The organism is Spirosoma pomorum (assembly GCF_054776615.1).
On the sequence record NZ_BAAHBP010000001.1, the window covers coordinates 387434 to 404751 of the forward strand.

The window sequence follows — 17318 nt, forward strand, 5'->3', positions numbered from 1 at the left end:
TATGAAAATCTTAATTACCGGTGGTGCCGGATTCGTTGGCTCGTCGCTGGCCATTTCGCTCAAACAGAATTACCCATCTTACGAGATTTTCGCGCTCGATAACCTCAAACGGCGCGGCTCAGAATTGAGCCTGGCCCGATTGAAAGCAGCTGGTATTGAGTTCCTACACGGCGACATTCGCAGTAAAGAAGACTTTGATGCTTTGCCTGCTGTCGATACGGTTATCGAAGCATCGGCTGAGCCTTCAGTGCTGGCCGGTCTGGACGGCACGCCTGACTACCTGATCAATACGAACCTGTTCGGTACAGTCAACTGCCTGAACTATGCGCTGAAGCACAAAGCCAGCTTTATCTTTCTGTCGACCAGCCGTGTTTATCCGATCAAAACCATTGAAACGCTGAATTTCGACGAGGATGCTACACGATTCGTCTTAACCGATGATCAGCCCGTGCTTGGTGTTTCGTCAAAAGGTATTGCAGAGAACTTTCCGCTCGACGGAGCGCGGTCGCTTTATGGCACCACGAAGCTGGCGTCGGAGCTGCTGATTCAGGAGTACAATGAGTTTTACGGCCTGAAAACTGTTATTAACCGTTGCGGTGTCATTACAGGCCCCTGGCAGATGGGCAAAGTCGATCAGGGAGTGATGGTCCTCTGGATTGCTAAGCACTATTTCGAGCAAAAGTTGGCGTACATCGGCTACGGCGGCACGGGCAAACAAACCCGCGACATGCTGCACATCGCTGACCTGTATCGTCTGATTGACTGGGAATTGCACAACTTAGACAAAGTGAACGGTGAGATTCTGAACGCCGGAGGTGGTACGGAAAGTAGTGCGTCGCTTCAGGAGCTAACTGAAATCTGCCAGGAGGTAACAGGCAAAACAATTCCCATTAGCGAGGTTACTGAAAACCGGGCGGCTGACATTCGTCTGTACATCACTGATAACACCAAAGTGACGCAGCTGACGGGCTGGAAACCCGAGCTGGGTATCCGTGAAATTGTTACCGACATTCATGCCTGGCTCGCCGAAAACCGAGCTGCGCTGGAGCCAATTTTGAAGTAGACGGTTGGGGCGTTTTCTGCTATCCGTTACGCTATCCTTGGCGCATCGCCGAGTTGTTATTAAATAAATTTAAAAAAGCGTCCTTGCCGGGTATAAAAACAGGTAAGGACGCTTTTCTTTGTGGAATATATTGACTCTTTCCTATATGAACCAATCTGATCACTCAACGTCCGACGCTCAGCCAGAAAAACTGGGGAATGCCGGCGCTACCCGCCGTCAGTTTCTGCAGTCTGGAGCACTGGCAGCCGCGGGCTTTTTGATTGTTCCTCGCCACGTATTAGGCGGTAAAGGATTTATCGCGCCAAGCGATAAACTTAATATTGCCGGAGTTGGCTTTGGCGGTAAAGGATTTAGTGACACAAATAATTCGTTCAACAACGGCGCTAATAACATCGTAGCTCTTTGCGATGTTGACTGGGGTCTGAACCGGGTAAAAGAAAACTTTACGAAGCACCCGAACGCGAAGCGCTACAAAGACTTCCGCGAGATGCTGGATAAAGAAGGCAAAACTATTGATGCCGTTACGGTATCGACTGCCGACCACACGCACGCCGTCGTAGCCATGGCCGCTATGCAGCGTGGTAAACACGTGTACGTTCAGAAACCGCTGACCCATAACATCCACGAAGCCCGGATGCTGACCGAAGCGGCCCGCAAATACAAAGTGGTGACGCAGATGGGTAACCAGGGGTCGTCAAACCCACAGCAGAAGCAGATGGTTGACTGGTTCGACAAGGGGCTGCTCGGTACGGTTAATACGGTTCACCTATGGACCAACCGGCCCGTTTGGCCACAGGGCATTCCCGTTCCACAGGCAGCTGGTGAAACGCCCGTTGATCTGGATTGGGATCTGTGGCTCGGACCCGCGCAGAAAGTCGGCTACACCCCCGCTTACCACCCCTTCAAGTGGCGCGGTTGGTGGAACTTTGGCGCTGGCGCGCTGGGCGACATTGGTTGCCACGTAATGGACGTACCCTTCCGGGTGCTGGGTCTCGGTTACCCAACGGAGGTGGAAACCAGCGTTGGCGCTGTATTCCTGAAAGACTGGACGCCAGAATACATTCCCGAAGGTTGCCCACCATCGTCGCGCGTTGAGCTGAAATTCCCTGCCACGGCGAAAAACAAATCAGCAGTAACGATGACCTGGTCGGACGGTGGTATTCGTCCGTTCCGCCCTGAGATGCTGCCAGAAGGCGAGCCATTTCCAGAAGGTGGCGAAAACGGCGTGTTCATCATCGGCGATAAAGGCATGATTGCCTGCGGTATGTATGGCGATGATCCAATTTTCTACTCGAAGTCGGGACAGAAAATCGTTGGTGATCCAAAACCCAAAAGTGGTCCGAACGGTATCGCCCTCCCAGAAAACGGCCACCAGGTTTACTGGACCGAAGCCTGCAAAGCGGGTTTCAACAGCAAAGAGCACAAGGCACTAACCTCATCGTTTGATTTCGCTGGCCCGCTGACGGAATCGGTTCTGATGGGTAATCTGGCGATCCGTAGCTACATGCTCCGTACGCCTAAAGCGGACGGAAAAGGCTTTACGTATCCAGGCCGGAAACGTATGACTTGGGACGGTAAAAACATGAAGATTACCAACTTTGACGACGCGAATCAATTCGTTTCACGCAAATACCGCGATGGCTGGGCATTAAACGCCTAAAAAGCCCAATAGAGTTATTTGTAAAAAGCCATTCTCGACCTGAGAATGGCTTTTTGCGTTGGCAGACCACACTTTTACTTTACCATGCGGGCGCAACGGTCATTCAGGATAAAATACCGGCACGTATGACACGGGAGTTTCAGCACCGAAAGGCCAGCGTTCCGTCAACACTGGCCTTATTTCTTACTGACTGATTTAGTTACTACGCTCTTTTCATGAAGAGTCCCTGCGCCATTGCCCGAAGCCGGTTGTTAGCAACGTAGGCCCAGATTAGCAGCATGTACATCGAGAAATCCTGGTAAGAAACAGGAAACGCTACGTTATTCAGATAATAGTAGGTAGCGGTAAAATCGAGAGATGGCGTAAAGCCAATCAGGTTTTCGTAGCCTAGTACCAGCGTAAGGCCTAGCGCGTAAAACAAGTACTGCGGTTTGCGAAAGAACCAGAGCATTCCAGCAAGAAACGTCGCGCCAAAGCCGAGGTAATGCTGCCAGCTAAGTAATAAATCGCCTGTGGCAGCCAGATAAATTGAGTACCCTTGAACCAGGGCTAATACGATTAAAATAAGGCCGTAGCCATAGAATTCCTTCAGTTGGGTACGCTGCATACGTAGGTTTGTTACGGAAAGAAAATGAACCAGATACTAAAATTAAACCCAAAATTTGTAACTATACAGAACAAGTCGAATATTTTCTTGTCAGTTATGGCCTGATAGCCACTGTCTTGGTTAGATAAGTGCCTTCCGATACGCACTCGGCGTCTGCCCCGTTATCTCCCGAAATGTCTTGTTAAAGTGCGACAGGTTGTTAAATCCGACCGCAAAGCCAACGTCTGCAATGGGCCGGGCTGACTGTAATAACCAACGAGCCTGATTAACACGGTACTCATTGACAAAGTCCGTAAAGGTCAGGTGAGTCATCCGTTTGAAGTACCGACAAAAAGCGGGCACACTTAGATTGACCAGATCGGCCACCGCCCGTACATCTACCGGATTCTCGAAATGCTGTTCGACGTAGCGACACACCCGGTTGATGCGCTCCTGTTCCTTTGGATTAATGTCAAACTGTACGCCGTCGGCATGAAGCGGTTTTACGTCCGTTGCCTGCGCTAATTCCTGCAAAACTCGTAGCAGGGTCAGCAATCGATCAAAGGGAGGCTGGTTGCTCATCTCCAGTAGCCAGGGGGCCACACGAGACCGGGTTTCCATGCCAAACGTTAATCCGCGGTGAGCCTGTTCAAACAATCGCCGGACAGCGGCCAATTCGGGACGTTTTAAAAATGGCTCGCCCATAAAATCATCACGTAATTGAATGACCACTTCTTCGTACTCATTTTCCCGCCCGTGGCTGAAATTAAGGTGTGGTACATTGGGGCCAATAAATGTCAGCTCTCCGGCTTCGTACCGGGACCGGTGCGTTCCTACCTGACGAGGGCCCGTTCCGCCTGGTACGTACACAATTTCGTATTCCGGATGGTAGTGCCAATAGACCCAGCAGGCATTCGGTTCGGTGTGATGAGCAACCCGGAACGAGCTGCCTGTTTCGGGTTCTATTTTCTCAAATTGAAGCTTCATAAAACTCACCGGATCAATAGACCGACAGGGAAACCGAGCGTTGCTTTTAAACGTTAATATACCATACGGATTATAAACAACAGAGCGAATGAAACGAATTCACATGTATGTACTTAGCCTGCTTCTGCTAGTGGGTTGCGTACAGGGCCAGTCGCAGGATACGGCACCCGCTAAGTTACCAACTCTTAAACCCGGCGAAGCTGTAGCCACCTTTGCGGGCGGCTGCTTCTGGGCCATGGAAGAAGGCATGAACCAGTTAAAGGGCGTTCGGGAAGTCGTTTCAGGCTATGCGGGCGGCATCACTAAAGATCCAACCTACGAAGAAGTAGGAACGGATCAGACGGGCCACGCCGAATCAGTTCAGGTGTATTATGACCCAAAAGTCATTAGCTATTCGCAATTATTGGATGCTTTTTTTGCCGGACATGATCCAACGACGCTGAACCGTCAGGGTCCCGACGTTGGCCGCGATTATCGCTCAGTGGCGTTTTATCGCACTCCAGCGGAGAAGGCTGCCATTCAGGACGCGATCAAGCGTACGAACGAATCGAAACATTATAAAAACCCGGTCGTAACAGAAGTGACACCAATCAAGGTGTTCTACCCCGCCGAGCAATACCACCAGAATTATTTCGCCTTGCATCCCGATCAGCCTTATATCCAGCGTGTTTCGTTACCTAAAGTGGAGAAACTACGTAAAGCCATGGCTGGTCATCTGAAAAATAACAATGCATTGACCATGAATTAAGGCATTGCCGCATCTTGTTGATCAATACGGCATTAATTGCTGTCAATAGGTAAGAAAATAGCCAGCAGTTGCTGGCTATTTTTGTGTTATGAATACCGCAAATCCTACGCAGCCACGTCCTATCTTCCGGCTTGGCCGCTCGAGCTGGAATCGCTTTGTCCAGAACTTTACGACTTTCTTTCTGAATCCCCGGGCGCTAGCCATTGGCTTCGTCTTTGCCTCCGATAATGTTTTGTTTGGCAGCTGGGGCGCTCATATCCCCTACGTCAAGGAAAAGCTTCATCTGTCTGACGCGGCTCTGGGCCTTCTCCTGTTTGCGCAGCCAGTGGGCCTGATGGTGATGAATCCGCTAACGGGCTGGATCATTGCCAAACTAGGCGAAGCGCGTGCCTGTTTCTGGTCAGCCATTGTGCTGGTACTGGCCATCAGTATTCCGGTCAATGCGCCGAATACGATTGTATTGGCTTTTGGCCTGTTTATGCTGGGCCTAGCAGCGGCTCTCATTAACGTAGCCATGAACACGGCAGCCACCAACCTGGAGCGCGCCGAGGGGATCGTTATTATGTCGTCCTGCCATGGTATGTGGAGTCTGGGCGGACTACTGGGCGCTGGCGTGGCAGGGGCGGTTATTGCGCTGCATGTCCCGCCTACGATCCACATTTTAGTAATATCAGTCCTGATTCTCGTACTGACGATTGCAGTCCAACCGGTTCTGGCACGAATTCCGTCCAGTAGCCGAACCGAGTCGGGGGAGAAAGCCGGGTCATCGTTCATCAAACCAAACCTGGATCTCATGCTGATGATCCTGATCGGCTTGGCTTTGGCCATGGGCGAAGGGGCCGCCTTCGACTGGAGTGCGGTTTACCTTCACGAAACACTGGGTGCCAGCAAACAGATTGCCGCGCTGGGCTTCGCCAGTTTCTCGCTGATGATGACTTCGTTCCGCTTTCTGGGCGACGCCATCATACCCAAGATTGGTGCCCGACGCTGGCTACAAATTGGTGGTATACTAGGCGCTGTCGGTTTGTTTATTGCCATTCTCTTTCCCTACCCGCCTACCGCACTGATTGGCTTCGCGCTACTTGGTATTGGTTGTTCGCTGGGAGCTCCCATACTTTACGGTGCGTCGATGCGGATACCCGGCATTCCGCCCGCAGCTGGCCTCGCTACGTTTGCTACGTTTAGTTTTGTTGGTTTCCTGGCAGGTCCACCGGCTATTGGCTTCGTTGCCGAAGGATTCGGACTGTATTATGGCCTGGGAATGGTAGCGGTTATGCTACTGATCTCCGCGGGCTTATCCCGGTTAGTCAAGCAGTTTTAAATGCTGTTGTGTTCGATTGACGGAAAAAGCCCGACGATACGTATCGTCGGGCTTTTTCCGTCAATCGAACTTAATCTGGTTACCTAATTACCGAATGAAGTGAGACCATTACTTTTGATTTACTCATCTACACATGTTCTCCTTTTTGTACGAAAAAGCATTACGTTCTATTTATTGCTTTACTGTTTTCCGTTTACTCGGTTAGCTTTGGGCAGATTGGTGCTAAAACCCCTGTCTCTGACTGGAAAGCGGTGTCGGTATCGCAGCATCAGAAAGGGCGCTAGCTCGTTGGTCTCGGGCCGACTTTTCTGGTCGGAACGGCTAAAGCGGGGCGCTTTGTGGCTAATCGAACGTGGATTGGCGTAGAAGGTTAAATTCACTCGCTGCTCTCAGACCGTCAGGAAATCGGGACATCTGCCCGCTATTATTTGTGGAATGGAGGCTTGCTTTCCGGTTTTGTTTCGGTGGGTATTTCGTACGGACGCTTCCGGGCCTGGGATTGGGATTTTGATGGTGACCGACCTGAACCAGAAACGTACCGCCAACCAAAAGTTAGCACCATACTTGGCCTGGAATATTCACTCGGCTGACAAGTATCGCTTGAAGGTGCCGTTAAAGTAGGACGGCTGATTCGAGAAAACTGGACACAACCCAGTCTGCAAATCTCATGTAATGCATCCTTGGGGAAGTAACCCTTCTGCAATACTATCGCTACAGAAGGAAGGTAACGTTCTGTAGGCGTTACTCCTGCAACAGAAAATGGTCGCGGTGGTATTGCAGAAATTGCGGATCAACCCGATGACTAGTTCGTACGAACAACTTGCCAGCAAGTCCAATGAGGGCCAGATCGTTATCGATTCCGAAACCACCAAAATCGAACATGACATGATGATTGGGGCACAAACAAAGTAGATTCGCGAGCGTATCGGGGCCATCATGGGGACGACCCAGCGGCTGAATATGGGCCGCTTCGGCGTATAGGCCTGCACTCGTCGTAACCTGCGTACGGCACACCTGACAGTGATAACCGTAGATTTCTTTGACCTGAATAGCTAGCTCGGCATTGCGAACAATGCGTTGAGTGATAGTCTCCACGCGCTTTACTGTTCCATAATCGGGCGCTGCTTCTTCGACCCGATTTGTTACGTTAATCGTTACCAGTTTTATCAGTCGAAAGCGCCATACGAGAAAGCCAGATCGGCCTCGCTCCCGCCAATATGAATCGACCCGATACAAACCATCGTAGCGGTAGCCTTCCGATGGCGAGTAAGGCGATTGATGCTGGCATCCTCGAATTACGCGCACCGGAAGTCCCCGCTGACAGTTGAGGGCTAATGCCAGATTCTGACTTACGAGCTGCTGATCGGCCACTTGTACCCCAGTTTCTGTGCTGCGTCCGCCGTGACCCGTATATATAATTTCGTCGCCCAGGTCCTCATCATCCTCGTACCCACCCGACAGCACAATTGAGTCCGCCCCTTCCGTCTGCGATCCGCTAATACCAGCCTGCAACGGTTTGTGTACGCCATACTGAGAAAGCATAATTCGATTCTCGAACTCGCTCCCTTCTGATATACCAGGAATATCGCCGAAGATGCGGTTTGGTGTAGGCATGATATAAACAGAAAAAGGGCTGGGCAATTGCCCAGCCCCCAATTACGATCTCTTGTTACGTTTACAGTCCTAATACTTTCTTGTTAAACCCTTCATCGGCTCCGGTGGCAGCGAAGTCGTCGAAGGCGCGTTCGGTTACGCGAATGATATGGCTGTCGATGAACGGAGCGCCTTCAGCGGCCCCCTGTTCAGGATGTTTCAGGGCACATTCCCATTCCAGCACCGCCCACGAGTCGTAGTCGTACTGCGCTAGTTTAGAGAAGATCCCGCTGAAATCAACCTGCCCATCGCCCAGCGAACGGAAGCGTCCGGCACGTTCCACCCAGCCCTGGAAACCACCGTAAACGCCCTGCTTACCCGTAGGGTTGAACTCCGCATCTTTTACGTGGAATGCGAAGATACGATCGTGGTAGAAATCGATGAACTGCAGGTAATCGAGCTGTTGCAGCAGGAAATGGCTTGGATCGTAGTTGATACCCGCCCGTGGGTGATTACCCACTTTTTCCAGGAACATTTCAAACGAAACACCATCGTGCAGGTCTTCGCCGGGGTGCAGCTCATACCCAACGTTTACTCCCGCTTCGTCGAAAGCATTCAGGATCGGCGTCCACCGGTTTGCCAGTTCTGTAAAGCCGGTTTCTACCAAACCTGCTGGCCGTTGTGGCCACGGATACATAAACGGCCACAGCAGTGCTCCCGAGAACGTAACGTGCGCTTTGAGCCCCAGATTCTTGGAGGCTTTAGCCGCCATAATCATCTGATCAACGGCCCAGGCCTGCTGCTCTTTGGGTTTACCCGCCAGCTCAGACGGCGCAAAGGCATCGAACATCGTTCCATATGCTGGATGCACCGCAACAAGTTGTCCCTGTAAGTGGGTCGACAACTCCGTCACTTCAACGCCAATATCCGCCAGTTTGCCCTTCAATTCATCGCAGTACGTCTGACTTTCGGCAGCCTGTTTGAGGTCAAAAATCTTTGGATCGCTCGTTGGAATCTGGATGCCTTTGTAGCCGAGGTCGGCCATGTATTTTGCAATGGACTCCAGCGTATTGAACGGAGCCTGGTCACTCAGAAACTGGGCCAAAAATATGCCCGGACCTTTCATGGTTTTCATGGGAACAATGTTGAATGAGTGAATGATAAAATGAGCGAATAGATTTACCTGGCTCATTCTATCGTTCTGAATTACAATTTCACGTGTTCTTGCGAGCTTTTGCCAGCACTTTTACAATCTCGTTAGACTCCATCATCAATCCTTCAAGGCGCTTGAGCGGAATAATGCTAGATTCACTTAAGACTTCCATCCAGAATAGAGCCTCATCTGCCTCTTCTATCGTAATGCTGATTTTGGCGTAAAATTCAGCTCTACTCCTTGCTCGACAAGCAGCACGATAGTTAGCACCGGTTGACGACGCGGCACGAAGAAATTGCTTACCAATTATCCGAGCTTCTTCGGTTTTAGGTAACGCCTGAAATAATCGAATACTGCGCAGGACGAACTCCTTCGTCCGTCGTTTGAATTCTTCAATAAATAATTCTTTATCCGAGAAGTCAGACTGCGAATCCATTATTCGATCATTCTATCATTCAGGCATTCACCATTAGATCTCCACCCACGCCTGCTTCCGGTTGCTTTCCAAGATCTTCTCACAGATCAGGAGTTCGCGGTAGCCGTCGGCGAAAGTCGGGAACGTTGGTTTGTCAGGTTGCTTACCTGCGGCAACGGCGGCATAAACCTCTTTGAAAAGTTGCTTCGACGTATCCGGGAAGCCCTCGTTGTGACCGCCAGGGAACGTAATGAGCGACCGTGCATCGGGATACACCAGCGCAGGATCACGCATCAGACTCTCGTTGTAGCCATCGCGGTTACCGATCCACATTTCGTTCGGCGCTTCGGAGTTCCAGGCAAAGGTTTTCTTCGAACCGGCAATCTCCAACTTCAGCTGGTTCTTACGTCCCGCTGAAACCTGCGATACCGTGATGACACCCCGATTACCGTTGTCGAAACGAAGTAGTACGTTGGCGTGATCCTCCGTGTTGATAGGGACATCAGCGTAATCATCCGGTTGCAACATCTTGCCCGAATACGTTTCAACGGGCTTGAGCGGCTTCTTGCGTGTTTTGTGGATCGTGTTGAAATCGGCCATCACAGCAACGGTTTTCAGACCCGTGATGTATTCTGTAATGTCCATCAGGTGGGAGCCAATGTCAGCAATGGCCCGTGAGTCGCCCGATTTATCTGGCTCCAGACGCCAGTTGTAATCTGTTTCGTAAAACAACCAGTCCTGCAGGTACGAACCCATAATCGAGTAAATATCGCCCAGGTCACCGTTCTCCCGCATCGCTTTCATCTGCCGAGCCAGCGGATAGTAGCGTAGGTTGAAATGCACCGCATTCACCAGACCGGTTTCTTTAGCCAGCTCAACCAGCTCGGCGGCTTCATCCAGATTGGTCGCTAGTGGCTTTTCGCAGACGACATGTTTACCCGCCAGCAGAGCCGCTTTCGATTGCGAGTAGTGCAGGAAGTTCGGCGTACAAATATGGACAACCTGAATATCGTCCATTTTCAGCATCTCATCGAACGTAGCAGACCGCTCAATACCAAGCTGATCGGCCTTCTGACGAGCCAGCTCAGGGGTTACTTCGCAAAGGGCGAGAACATTCGTGTTGGGTAGGCGACGCAGCGCTTCAATGTGAGCGGGTCCGATGAATCCGGTGCCAACGACGGCAACGTTAATTTTTTGCATGAATTTAAAGAGCGAAAGAATGAAAGAGCGAAAGAGCGAAAGATTAGCTTGGTACCGCTCTTTCACACTTTCGCTCTTTCGCTCTTTGTATCAGTCGCTCACTGTTTTACGGGATTTAGATAAAATTTTTACCAGTTGATAGCCCTCGTCGATCAGATCGACTAGACGTTTTTGAGCAATCAAGTCGAGGTCAATTAATGTTTCGAGCCAGAATAACGATTCGTCTAACTCTTCAAGCGTTATGCTTAATTTGGCATAATACTCCTTCTGACTTCGGCTTCGCCGAACTGCCCGAAAGTTAGCCGCAGATGAGGAAGACGAACGAATAAGCTGCAAACCAAAATGTCGCCCTTCATAGGTATCAGGTAAAGTCCGACACACTTTAACTGCACGAAGCATAAAGGTTTTGAGCCGACGCTCGATATCGTCCAGAAACTGGCTTTTCGAATGGGTCGAATAATCGACCCAAGCCTCATAAACCACGTCGCCCAACTCATCGGTAGCTATCGCTCTTTCACTCATTCACACTTTCGCTCTTTGAAACTACTCTTTAAACTTCGTCCACTTCTCCGTCGAGTTGTTGGAAGCAATGCACGTTTCTATAAAGGCGAGGCCACGTATTCCCTCCTCAATACCAGGAAAATCTGTGTAAATCGGATCGATTTGTTCGCCGTTCATTCGGGCACGTAACGTCAGGGCGAAGTTGCGGTAAATATTGGCAAACGCTTCCAGAAAGCCTTCGGGATGGCCCGCTGGGATCCGGGTAGCCGCTTTCGACTCAGGCGATAACTCGCCAACGCCCGTCCGGATACGACGCGCGCCCGCTTCGTTGGTTTTGTAGATAAGTGTATTCGGTTCCATCTGGAACCATTGCAGACCGCCTAACTCCCCATAAACCCGTATGTTGAAGTCGTTTTCTTCACCGTTCGCAATCTGACTCGCGTGTAATACCCCCTTCGCGCCATTCTCGAAATGAAGTAGTACATTCCCATCATCATCGAGTTGGCGACCCGGTACAAACGTCGTCAAGTCAGCGCACATTTCGGTGATCTTCAGCCCCGTAATGTATTCGGCCAGGTTCTCCGCGTGGGTACCGATATCACCCATACAGCCCGCGGCTCCTGAACGCGATGGATCCGTACGCCAATCGGCCTGCTTATTCCCTGACGTATCCGTCATGGTAGCCAGCCAGCCCTGTGGGTACTCAACAATGACCTTACGGATCTCACCGAGCTTACCCGCCTTGATCATAGCGCGGGCCTCCTTAACCATCGGATAGCCGGTGTAATTGTGCGTCAGACAGAATAGCAAGCCAGTTTTTTCGACGATGTTGGCCAGTGCTTTGGCTTCTTCCAGGTTGATGGTCATGGGCTTATCGCACACGACGTGAAACCCGTTTTCGAGCGCCATCTTGGCCGGTGGAAAATGAAGATGGTTAGGCGTAACAATCGATACGAAATCCATGCGCTCACCTTCGGGCAGTTCCTTTTCCCGGAGAATCATCTCTTCGAATGAATCGTAAATACGATCGGATGGCAGGTATAGGGACTGACCGGTTGCTTTTGACTTTTCAGGATTGGCACTGAACACTCCGCAGACAAGTTCGATTTCGTGGTCCATGGTAGCAGCCCGACGATGAACGGCTCCGATGAAGGCGTCAAGCCCCCCACCGACCATACCCATTCTCAATTTTCTGTGCATGAGTAATTATGGTTACTTATTCGTTAAGTATAATTCCCGACAGCCATAATGGGGGCCGGACAACGGGGCAAATATGCCAGTAAATGAAGAAACAATTGGCCTGTCAGGTACCTTATTTCAGGGCAGAAAATTAACTATTTTCTCTTATTTTGCGGAAAATTTGCACGAAAACGGTTCCAAACTCAGTAGTTTGTGCCGTATTTTGTCGTTTCATTTAAAATCAGAGTCAATTAATAAACCCCCTCTTCTGCAGAAATGGACTTAACCATTAATCGTTCGCGGCTGTTCAACGCCAGTTGCTTTGCGATCATTACTACCGCCATGGCTTTTGCCATCCGGGCGGGTGTACTGACTCAGCTTGGTACCGAATTCAACCTGAATGCAAAAGAACTCGGCTACGTTAACCAGATGGCGTTTCTGGGCTTCCCCATCGCCATGATTTTTGGCGGTCCACTGTACAATGCGCTGGGTCCGAAGCGAATCGTCTGGTTTGCCTTCGCGGCCCACATTATCGGTCTGGTTACGACCATCACCGCCAGCGGTTTCTGGAGTCTGTTGATTTCGACCTTTTTCGTTGGCTTTGGCAACGGGATGGCCGAAGCAGCCTGTAACCCTATGGTAACAGACATGTTCAGCGGTAGTCAGAAGACCAAGATGCTAAACCGCCTGCATATGTGGTTCCCCGGCGGTATCGTTATTGGTAGTTTGGTCTCGAAATTCATGACCGAAGCCGGACTCGGCTGGCAGCTGCAAATCGGCTCGATCCTGATTCCAGCTCTGATCTACGCCTTCATGTTCTTTGCTCAATCGTTCCCTGACAGCAAAGTAGAAGGAGCCGCATCGACGGGAGAAAACCTGAAATCCATGCTTTCTCCGTTGTATTTATTCATGCTGGCTTGCATGGCAATTACCGCCATTTCGGAGTTTGGTCCAGAGCAGTGGATTGATCCAATCATGCGTAATGCCGGAGCTAATCCAATGATTATCCTGGCGCTGGTAACAGGTCTGATGGCCGTTGGCCGCTACTTCGCGGGTCCAATTATTCATCGCCTGAACCCAACGGGCGTTCTTTGGGGGTCATCTATCATGGCGACCATTGGTATCTACCTGATGAGTAACGCAACGGGGGGAATGGTGTATTTCTCGGCCATTATCTTTGCGATCGGCGTTTGTTACTTCTGGCCAACCATGCTGGGTTTCGTAGCCGAGTACATTCCAAAAGCGGGTGCCTTCGGTCTGTCGATCATGGGCGGTATGGGTATGTTCGCTACGTCGATCTTCCAGCCGATTATTGGTGGCTGGCTGGATCAGGAAGCGGCCAAACGTGGACTGACTGCCGAAACCGCCGATCTGGCTACAGGACAAGCAACGTTGGGACACATGATCGTTTTCCCGCTTATTCTGATCGTTGCGTTCGCGATTTTGTTCTTTGTGATGCGTAATCGGAAAGCTGTTGACGAAAGCGTATCGCTGGAGCAACCACAGCTGTAAGTACTAGTACTCAGACGAAACAGGAAAGGCTTCGAAAGCAGATTTGCATTCGAAGCCTTTCCTGTTTTCTAGCAATTCATTAAAAGTCAATTAACTAAACCTCACAATCAACTTTACTCCTTATCTTTCAACTTACTTAGTTAACCCAGATCAACGCCTGTAAACATACTTGTTGCTATGGCGCTTCTTGATACATATACTCAGCCTTTGTCGGCGGCACAAGCCGCACACTTGTTACGTCGAGCTACGTTCGGTCCCACCCCAGCGCAGGTGAAAGCCTTCACGGGCAAGACGCCAGCTCAGCTCCTACCAACCCTGTTGGCGGAGCAATCGGCACCGGCCCCTCCGCTTGATCCGGCAACGGGCAAGACCTTTCACGACCTGGCCTTTGATAGCGTCAATGCGGGCAAGTTAACTGCTTACGTAAAATACTGGTGGGCGGGACTGCTGCTCAACCAATCATCGTCGCTGCTCGAGAAGATAACTCTGTTCTGGTCCAACCATTTTGTGGCAACCCAGGCGACTGTTAACGACTACCGGTATTTGTATCGGTATAATGCTTTGTTACGTCAATACGCGCTGGGCAACTTCCGTACGTTCGCCATTGCCGTGACGCAGGACCCGGCAATGCTCCGCTATCTGAACGGCAATCAGAATATCGTCAGCAAACCCAATGAAAACTACGGCCGTGAGCTACAGGAATTGTTCACGGTAGGACGTAACGGCGGCTACACCGAGAACGACGTCAAAACTGCGGCCAAAGTACTGACTGGCTGGACGGACGTAGGGTACCGGGACGAAACGAAGGCCGACATAAGCAGTACGTTTCGTCCTTCCCAGCACGACACGACCGACAAACAGTTTTCGGCGGCTTACCAAAATACAGTTATCAAAGGACGTTCGGGTACGTCAGCCGGGATCGACGAGTTGAATGATCTGGTAGATATGTTACTGAAGAATCCCGAAGCGCCCCGTACCATATGTCGGAAATTATACCGCTGGTTTGTTAACGCAGATATTTCATCAACCATCGAAGCACAGGTTATCCAGCCGCTGGCTACTATATTTCAGAACAGTAAGTTCGAGTTAAAACCGGTACTGACGGCGCTGTTTCAAAGTCAGCATTTTTACGATGAAAGCATACGGGGCGCTATCATTAAATCACCGACGGACCTGGTTGTCGGCACGCTCCGATTCTGGGGGACGCAAGCTCCCGACTTGACAAAAGACGTCAACGCATTCTATCAGGTAAGCAACTACGCTTATGCCCGCGCGAAGGAGCAGCAGCAGGATTTGCTTGACCCACCCACCGTTTTCGGCTGGACGGCGTATTACCAGACGAATTACTACCAGCAATGGATTAATTCGACTACGCTTGGACTGCGGGGCAGCTTCAGCGATATGTTGACGACGGGTGCCCTGAAGCTGAATAGTAAACTGGCCGTTGATAGCCTGGCCTATGTAAAAAGCCTGAGTATGCCCACTGATGCCGCTAAAGTGGTTGACGAGTTGACGAATCAGTTACTGGCCTTACCACTTTCGCAACAGCAGAAGGATTTTCTCACTGACACCGTCTTTCTGGGATCAATTCCCCGTTACGAATGGACCGATGAATGGAATGACTACGTCAGTAAACCAACTGATGCCGCCAGGAAGCAGGCCGTCCAACTCAAAATTACGGCGCTTCTGAATTACATCTTCCGCATGGCCGAATACCAAATAACCTAAAGAGCGAAAGTGAGAAAGAGCGAATTGCCAGCGCTGTCACTCTTTTACCACACCAGTGGAACGCTCTTTCATTCTTTCGCTCATTCACTCTTTGATGTATGAAACGTCGTGATTTTTTACAGTACGCGGCTTCGTCGCTTGTGCTGCCGGTGCTGATTGATGGCTACGGGGCCAAAGCTTACGCCCGTCCTTCGTCGTTTATCCGGTCATTGATTGATCTGGCAGCTCCCACGGATCGGGTGCTGGTTATCATCCAACTGCAGGGCGGCAACGATGGACTCAATACCGTCGTTCCACTCGACCAGATGAGCACCTACACCTCGGCGTCATTCCGGGGGAACATTGCCATTCCTGAAGCGCAAGTACTGAAACTCAAAAATCAAACCGCCACAGGACTTCATCCCGCCATGACGGGTATGCAACAGTTGTTCAACGACGGACGATTGAGCATTGTCCAGGGAGTTTCGTATCCAACGCCCAACTTTTCACATTTCCGGGCTAGCGACATCTGGATGACAGCCGTTGATTCGTCACAAACTGCCACCAGCGGCTGGACGGGGCGCTATCTCGATCAGCGCTTTCCCAATTTTCCCAACGGCTACCCCAACGCTACCCTGGCCGATCCACCTGCTATCCAGATCGGGTATGTAGCTGCAACAAGTCTTTTGGGAACGACACAATCGCTGGCCACCGTGCTACAAAATCCGGATACGTTCGCGCGGCTAGTCGGTGATACGCCCAACAATCCGGTCAGTACCGTATCGGGTTACGCCGGGCAGCAATTGGCGTATATTCGCCAGCAGCAGGCTAGCTCAGTCAGTTATGCCGGACAGATAAAAAACGCAGCTGACAAGGGCAAGAACCTGGCTACTTACCCAACCAACAACGCCCTGTCCGATCAGCTCAAGATTATTGCCCGGCTCATCAGTGGTGGGCTGCAAACCAAAGTATATTACCTCACGCTCGGTGGCTTTGATACGCACGCTAGTCAGGTGGACGCGACTAATTCCGCCACCGGTGTTCACGCCAATTTGTTACGTACGCTGTCGGATGCCGTTTTCGCGTTTCAGCAGGACCTGATTCAATTAAAGGTTGATGACCGGGTCGTCGGCATGACGTTTTCCGAATTCGGCCGCCGGGCGATGTCGAATGGGAGCCGGGGTACTGACCACGGTACGTCCGCACCAATGTTTGTCTTTGGCTCCGCGGTCAAAGCTTCTATGGTTGGCAAGAATCCAAGTCTGACGGATTTGGACAATGGCAACCTCAAAATGCAGACTGACTTTCGGCAGGTGTACGCAGCCCTGCTTACCGACTGGCTGGGCGCGGATTCGGCCACTGAAGCCAAAGCGCTGTTTCGGGACTTTCCGGCAGCGCCGATTTTCCGATCCGCGCAGGTCGTGACGGCAACGGAAGAGCTGGCCTCCGCCGTCCAATTGTATCCCAACCCAGCGTCTTCGGACGTAGTGCTGGAATCTGATCTGATGTTACGTAACACCGCGTCGGTCCTACTGGCCGATATGCAAGGACGACAAATGACACTGCCTACAAGTCAGCCAGCCCCCAACACGATTCACTTTAACGTCAGTCATTTGCCAACGGGAACGTATGTGCTCCAACTTCGCACCGATCAAGGCACGTTTACGAAGCGACTACTCGTTTCCCGGTAAAC

General features: G+C 51.0%; 15 protein-coding genes. 7 read left to right on the forward strand and 8 right to left on the reverse strand.

The features are described from left to right. Position 1 precedes the first annotated feature (1 nt). A complete protein-coding gene (locus ACYVAD_RS01575; RefSeq protein ID WP_461137710.1) occupies positions 2-1063 on the forward strand; it encodes an NAD-dependent epimerase/dehydratase family protein in 1062 nt (353 codons plus the stop codon). Between the two features lie 145 nt (positions 1064-1208). After that, positions 1209-2723 (forward strand): Gfo/Idh/MocA family protein, encoded by a 1515-nt coding sequence (locus ACYVAD_RS01580; protein WP_461137711.1) that lies wholly within the window; start codon positions 1209-1211, stop codon positions 2721-2723. 202 nt (positions 2724-2925) lie between these two features. On the opposite strand, the gene ACYVAD_RS01585 is transcribed toward ACYVAD_RS01580, so the two are convergent. Both ACYVAD_RS01585 and ACYVAD_RS01590 read right to left on the reverse strand, forming a co-directional pair. Next, positions 2926-3330, reverse strand: a complete 405-nt coding sequence (locus ACYVAD_RS01585) for a hypothetical protein (protein WP_461137712.1) — start codon at positions 3328-3330, stop codon at positions 2926-2928. A gap of 120 nt (positions 3331-3450) precedes the next feature. Then, positions 3451-4296: a helix-turn-helix domain-containing protein gene (locus ACYVAD_RS01590; protein ID WP_461137713.1), complete on the reverse strand. Its 846-nt coding sequence runs from the start codon at positions 4294-4296 to the stop codon at positions 3451-3453. An 88-nt stretch (positions 4297-4384) separates the two neighbouring features. Here ACYVAD_RS01590 and msrA point away from each other — a divergent pair, with 88 nt between their 5' ends. Beyond that, the gene (msrA, locus tag ACYVAD_RS01595; protein ID WP_461137714.1) at positions 4385-5044 is read left to right on the forward strand and encodes a peptide-methionine (S)-S-oxide reductase MsrA; all 660 of its coding nucleotides are present in this window, start codon (positions 4385-4387) and stop codon (positions 5042-5044) included. A gap of 88 nt (positions 5045-5132) precedes the next feature. Continuing rightward, complete coding sequence (locus ACYVAD_RS01600; protein WP_461137715.1) at positions 5133-6365, forward strand: MFS transporter; 1233 nt, start codon at positions 5133-5135, stop codon at positions 6363-6365. A gap of 741 nt (positions 6366-7106) precedes the next feature. On the opposite strand, the gene ACYVAD_RS01605 is transcribed toward ACYVAD_RS01600, so the two are convergent. The 6 genes from ACYVAD_RS01605 to ACYVAD_RS01630 form a co-directional block, all read right to left on the reverse strand. After that, on the reverse strand, positions 7107-7979 hold the full coding sequence (locus ACYVAD_RS01605) for a YDG/SRA domain-containing protein (protein ID WP_461137716.1): 873 nt from the start codon (positions 7977-7979) through the stop codon (positions 7107-7109). Positions 7980-8040: 61 nt separating this feature from the next. Beyond that, complete coding sequence (locus ACYVAD_RS01610; RefSeq protein WP_461137717.1) at positions 8041-9093, reverse strand: sugar phosphate isomerase/epimerase family protein; 1053 nt, start codon at positions 9091-9093, stop codon at positions 8041-8043. A gap of 79 nt (positions 9094-9172) precedes the next feature. Then, the gene (locus tag ACYVAD_RS01615; protein ID WP_461137718.1) at positions 9173-9547 is read right to left on the reverse strand and encodes a four helix bundle protein; all 375 of its coding nucleotides are present in this window, start codon (positions 9545-9547) and stop codon (positions 9173-9175) included. A 33-nt stretch (positions 9548-9580) separates the two neighbouring features. After that, entirely contained in the window at positions 9581-10726 is a 1146-nt protein-coding gene (locus ACYVAD_RS01620) for a Gfo/Idh/MocA family protein (protein WP_461137719.1), read from the reverse strand. Positions 10727-10816: 90 nt separating this feature from the next. Further along, a complete protein-coding gene (locus tag ACYVAD_RS01625; RefSeq protein ID WP_461137720.1) occupies positions 10817-11248 on the reverse strand; it encodes a four helix bundle protein in 432 nt (143 codons plus the stop codon). A 21-nt stretch (positions 11249-11269) separates the two neighbouring features. After that, positions 11270-12409, reverse strand: coding sequence for a Gfo/Idh/MocA family protein (locus tag ACYVAD_RS01630; RefSeq protein WP_461138507.1), 1140 nt, complete (start codon positions 12407-12409; stop codon positions 11270-11272). Between the two features lie 273 nt (positions 12410-12682). Between ACYVAD_RS01630 and ACYVAD_RS01635 the strand changes: the two genes are divergently transcribed. From ACYVAD_RS01635 to ACYVAD_RS01645, 3 genes are all read left to right on the forward strand, one after another. After that, on the forward strand, positions 12683-13918 hold the full coding sequence (locus ACYVAD_RS01635) for an MFS transporter (protein ID WP_461137721.1): 1236 nt from the start codon (positions 12683-12685) through the stop codon (positions 13916-13918). 177 nt (positions 13919-14095) lie between these two features. Then, positions 14096-15646, forward strand: a complete 1551-nt coding sequence (locus ACYVAD_RS01640) for a DUF1800 domain-containing protein (protein WP_461137722.1) — start codon at positions 14096-14098, stop codon at positions 15644-15646. Positions 15647-15744: 98 nt separating this feature from the next. After that, entirely contained in the window at positions 15745-17316 is a 1572-nt protein-coding gene (locus tag ACYVAD_RS01645; RefSeq protein ID WP_461137723.1) for a DUF1501 domain-containing protein, read from the forward strand. Positions 17317-17318 lie beyond the last annotated feature (2 nt).

What these genes read in the sequence shown, in the direction of transcription:
- ACYVAD_RS01575 (WP_461137710.1), top strand. Translation starts at nt 2, where the DNA reads ATGAAAATCTTAATTACCGGTGGTGCCGGATTCGTTGGCTCGTCGCTG.
- ACYVAD_RS01580 (WP_461137711.1), top strand. Translation starts at nt 1,209, where the DNA reads ATGAACCAATCTGATCACTCAACGTCCGACGCTCAGCCAGAAAAACTG.
- ACYVAD_RS01585 (WP_461137712.1), bottom strand. Translation starts at nt 3,330, where the DNA reads ATGCAGCGTACCCAACTGAAGGAATTCTATGGCTACGGCCTTATTTTA.
- ACYVAD_RS01590 (WP_461137713.1), bottom strand. Translation starts at nt 4,296, where the DNA reads ATGAAGCTTCAATTTGAGAAAATAGAACCCGAAACAGGCAGCTCGTTC.
- msrA (WP_461137714.1), top strand. Translation starts at nt 4,385, where the DNA reads ATGAAACGAATTCACATGTATGTACTTAGCCTGCTTCTGCTAGTGGGT.
- ACYVAD_RS01600 (WP_461137715.1), top strand. Translation starts at nt 5,133, where the DNA reads ATGAATACCGCAAATCCTACGCAGCCACGTCCTATCTTCCGGCTTGGC.
- ACYVAD_RS01605 (WP_461137716.1), bottom strand. Translation starts at nt 7,979, where the DNA reads ATGCCTACACCAAACCGCATCTTCGGCGATATTCCTGGTATATCAGAA.
- ACYVAD_RS01610 (WP_461137717.1), bottom strand. Translation starts at nt 9,093, where the DNA reads ATGAAAACCATGAAAGGTCCGGGCATATTTTTGGCCCAGTTTCTGAGT.
- ACYVAD_RS01615 (WP_461137718.1), bottom strand. Translation starts at nt 9,547, where the DNA reads ATGGATTCGCAGTCTGACTTCTCGGATAAAGAATTATTTATTGAAGAA.
- ACYVAD_RS01620 (WP_461137719.1), bottom strand. Translation starts at nt 10,726, where the DNA reads ATGCAAAAAATTAACGTTGCCGTCGTTGGCACCGGATTCATCGGACCC.
- ACYVAD_RS01625 (WP_461137720.1), bottom strand. Translation starts at nt 11,248, where the DNA reads ATGAGTGAAAGAGCGATAGCTACCGATGAGTTGGGCGACGTGGTTTAT.
- ACYVAD_RS01630 (WP_461138507.1), bottom strand. Translation starts at nt 12,409, where the DNA reads ATGGGTATGGTCGGTGGGGGGCTTGACGCCTTCATCGGAGCCGTTCAT.
- ACYVAD_RS01635 (WP_461137721.1), top strand. Translation starts at nt 12,683, where the DNA reads ATGGACTTAACCATTAATCGTTCGCGGCTGTTCAACGCCAGTTGCTTT.
- ACYVAD_RS01640 (WP_461137722.1), top strand. Translation starts at nt 14,096, where the DNA reads ATGGCGCTTCTTGATACATATACTCAGCCTTTGTCGGCGGCACAAGCC.
- ACYVAD_RS01645 (WP_461137723.1), top strand. Translation starts at nt 15,745, where the DNA reads ATGAAACGTCGTGATTTTTTACAGTACGCGGCTTCGTCGCTTGTGCTG.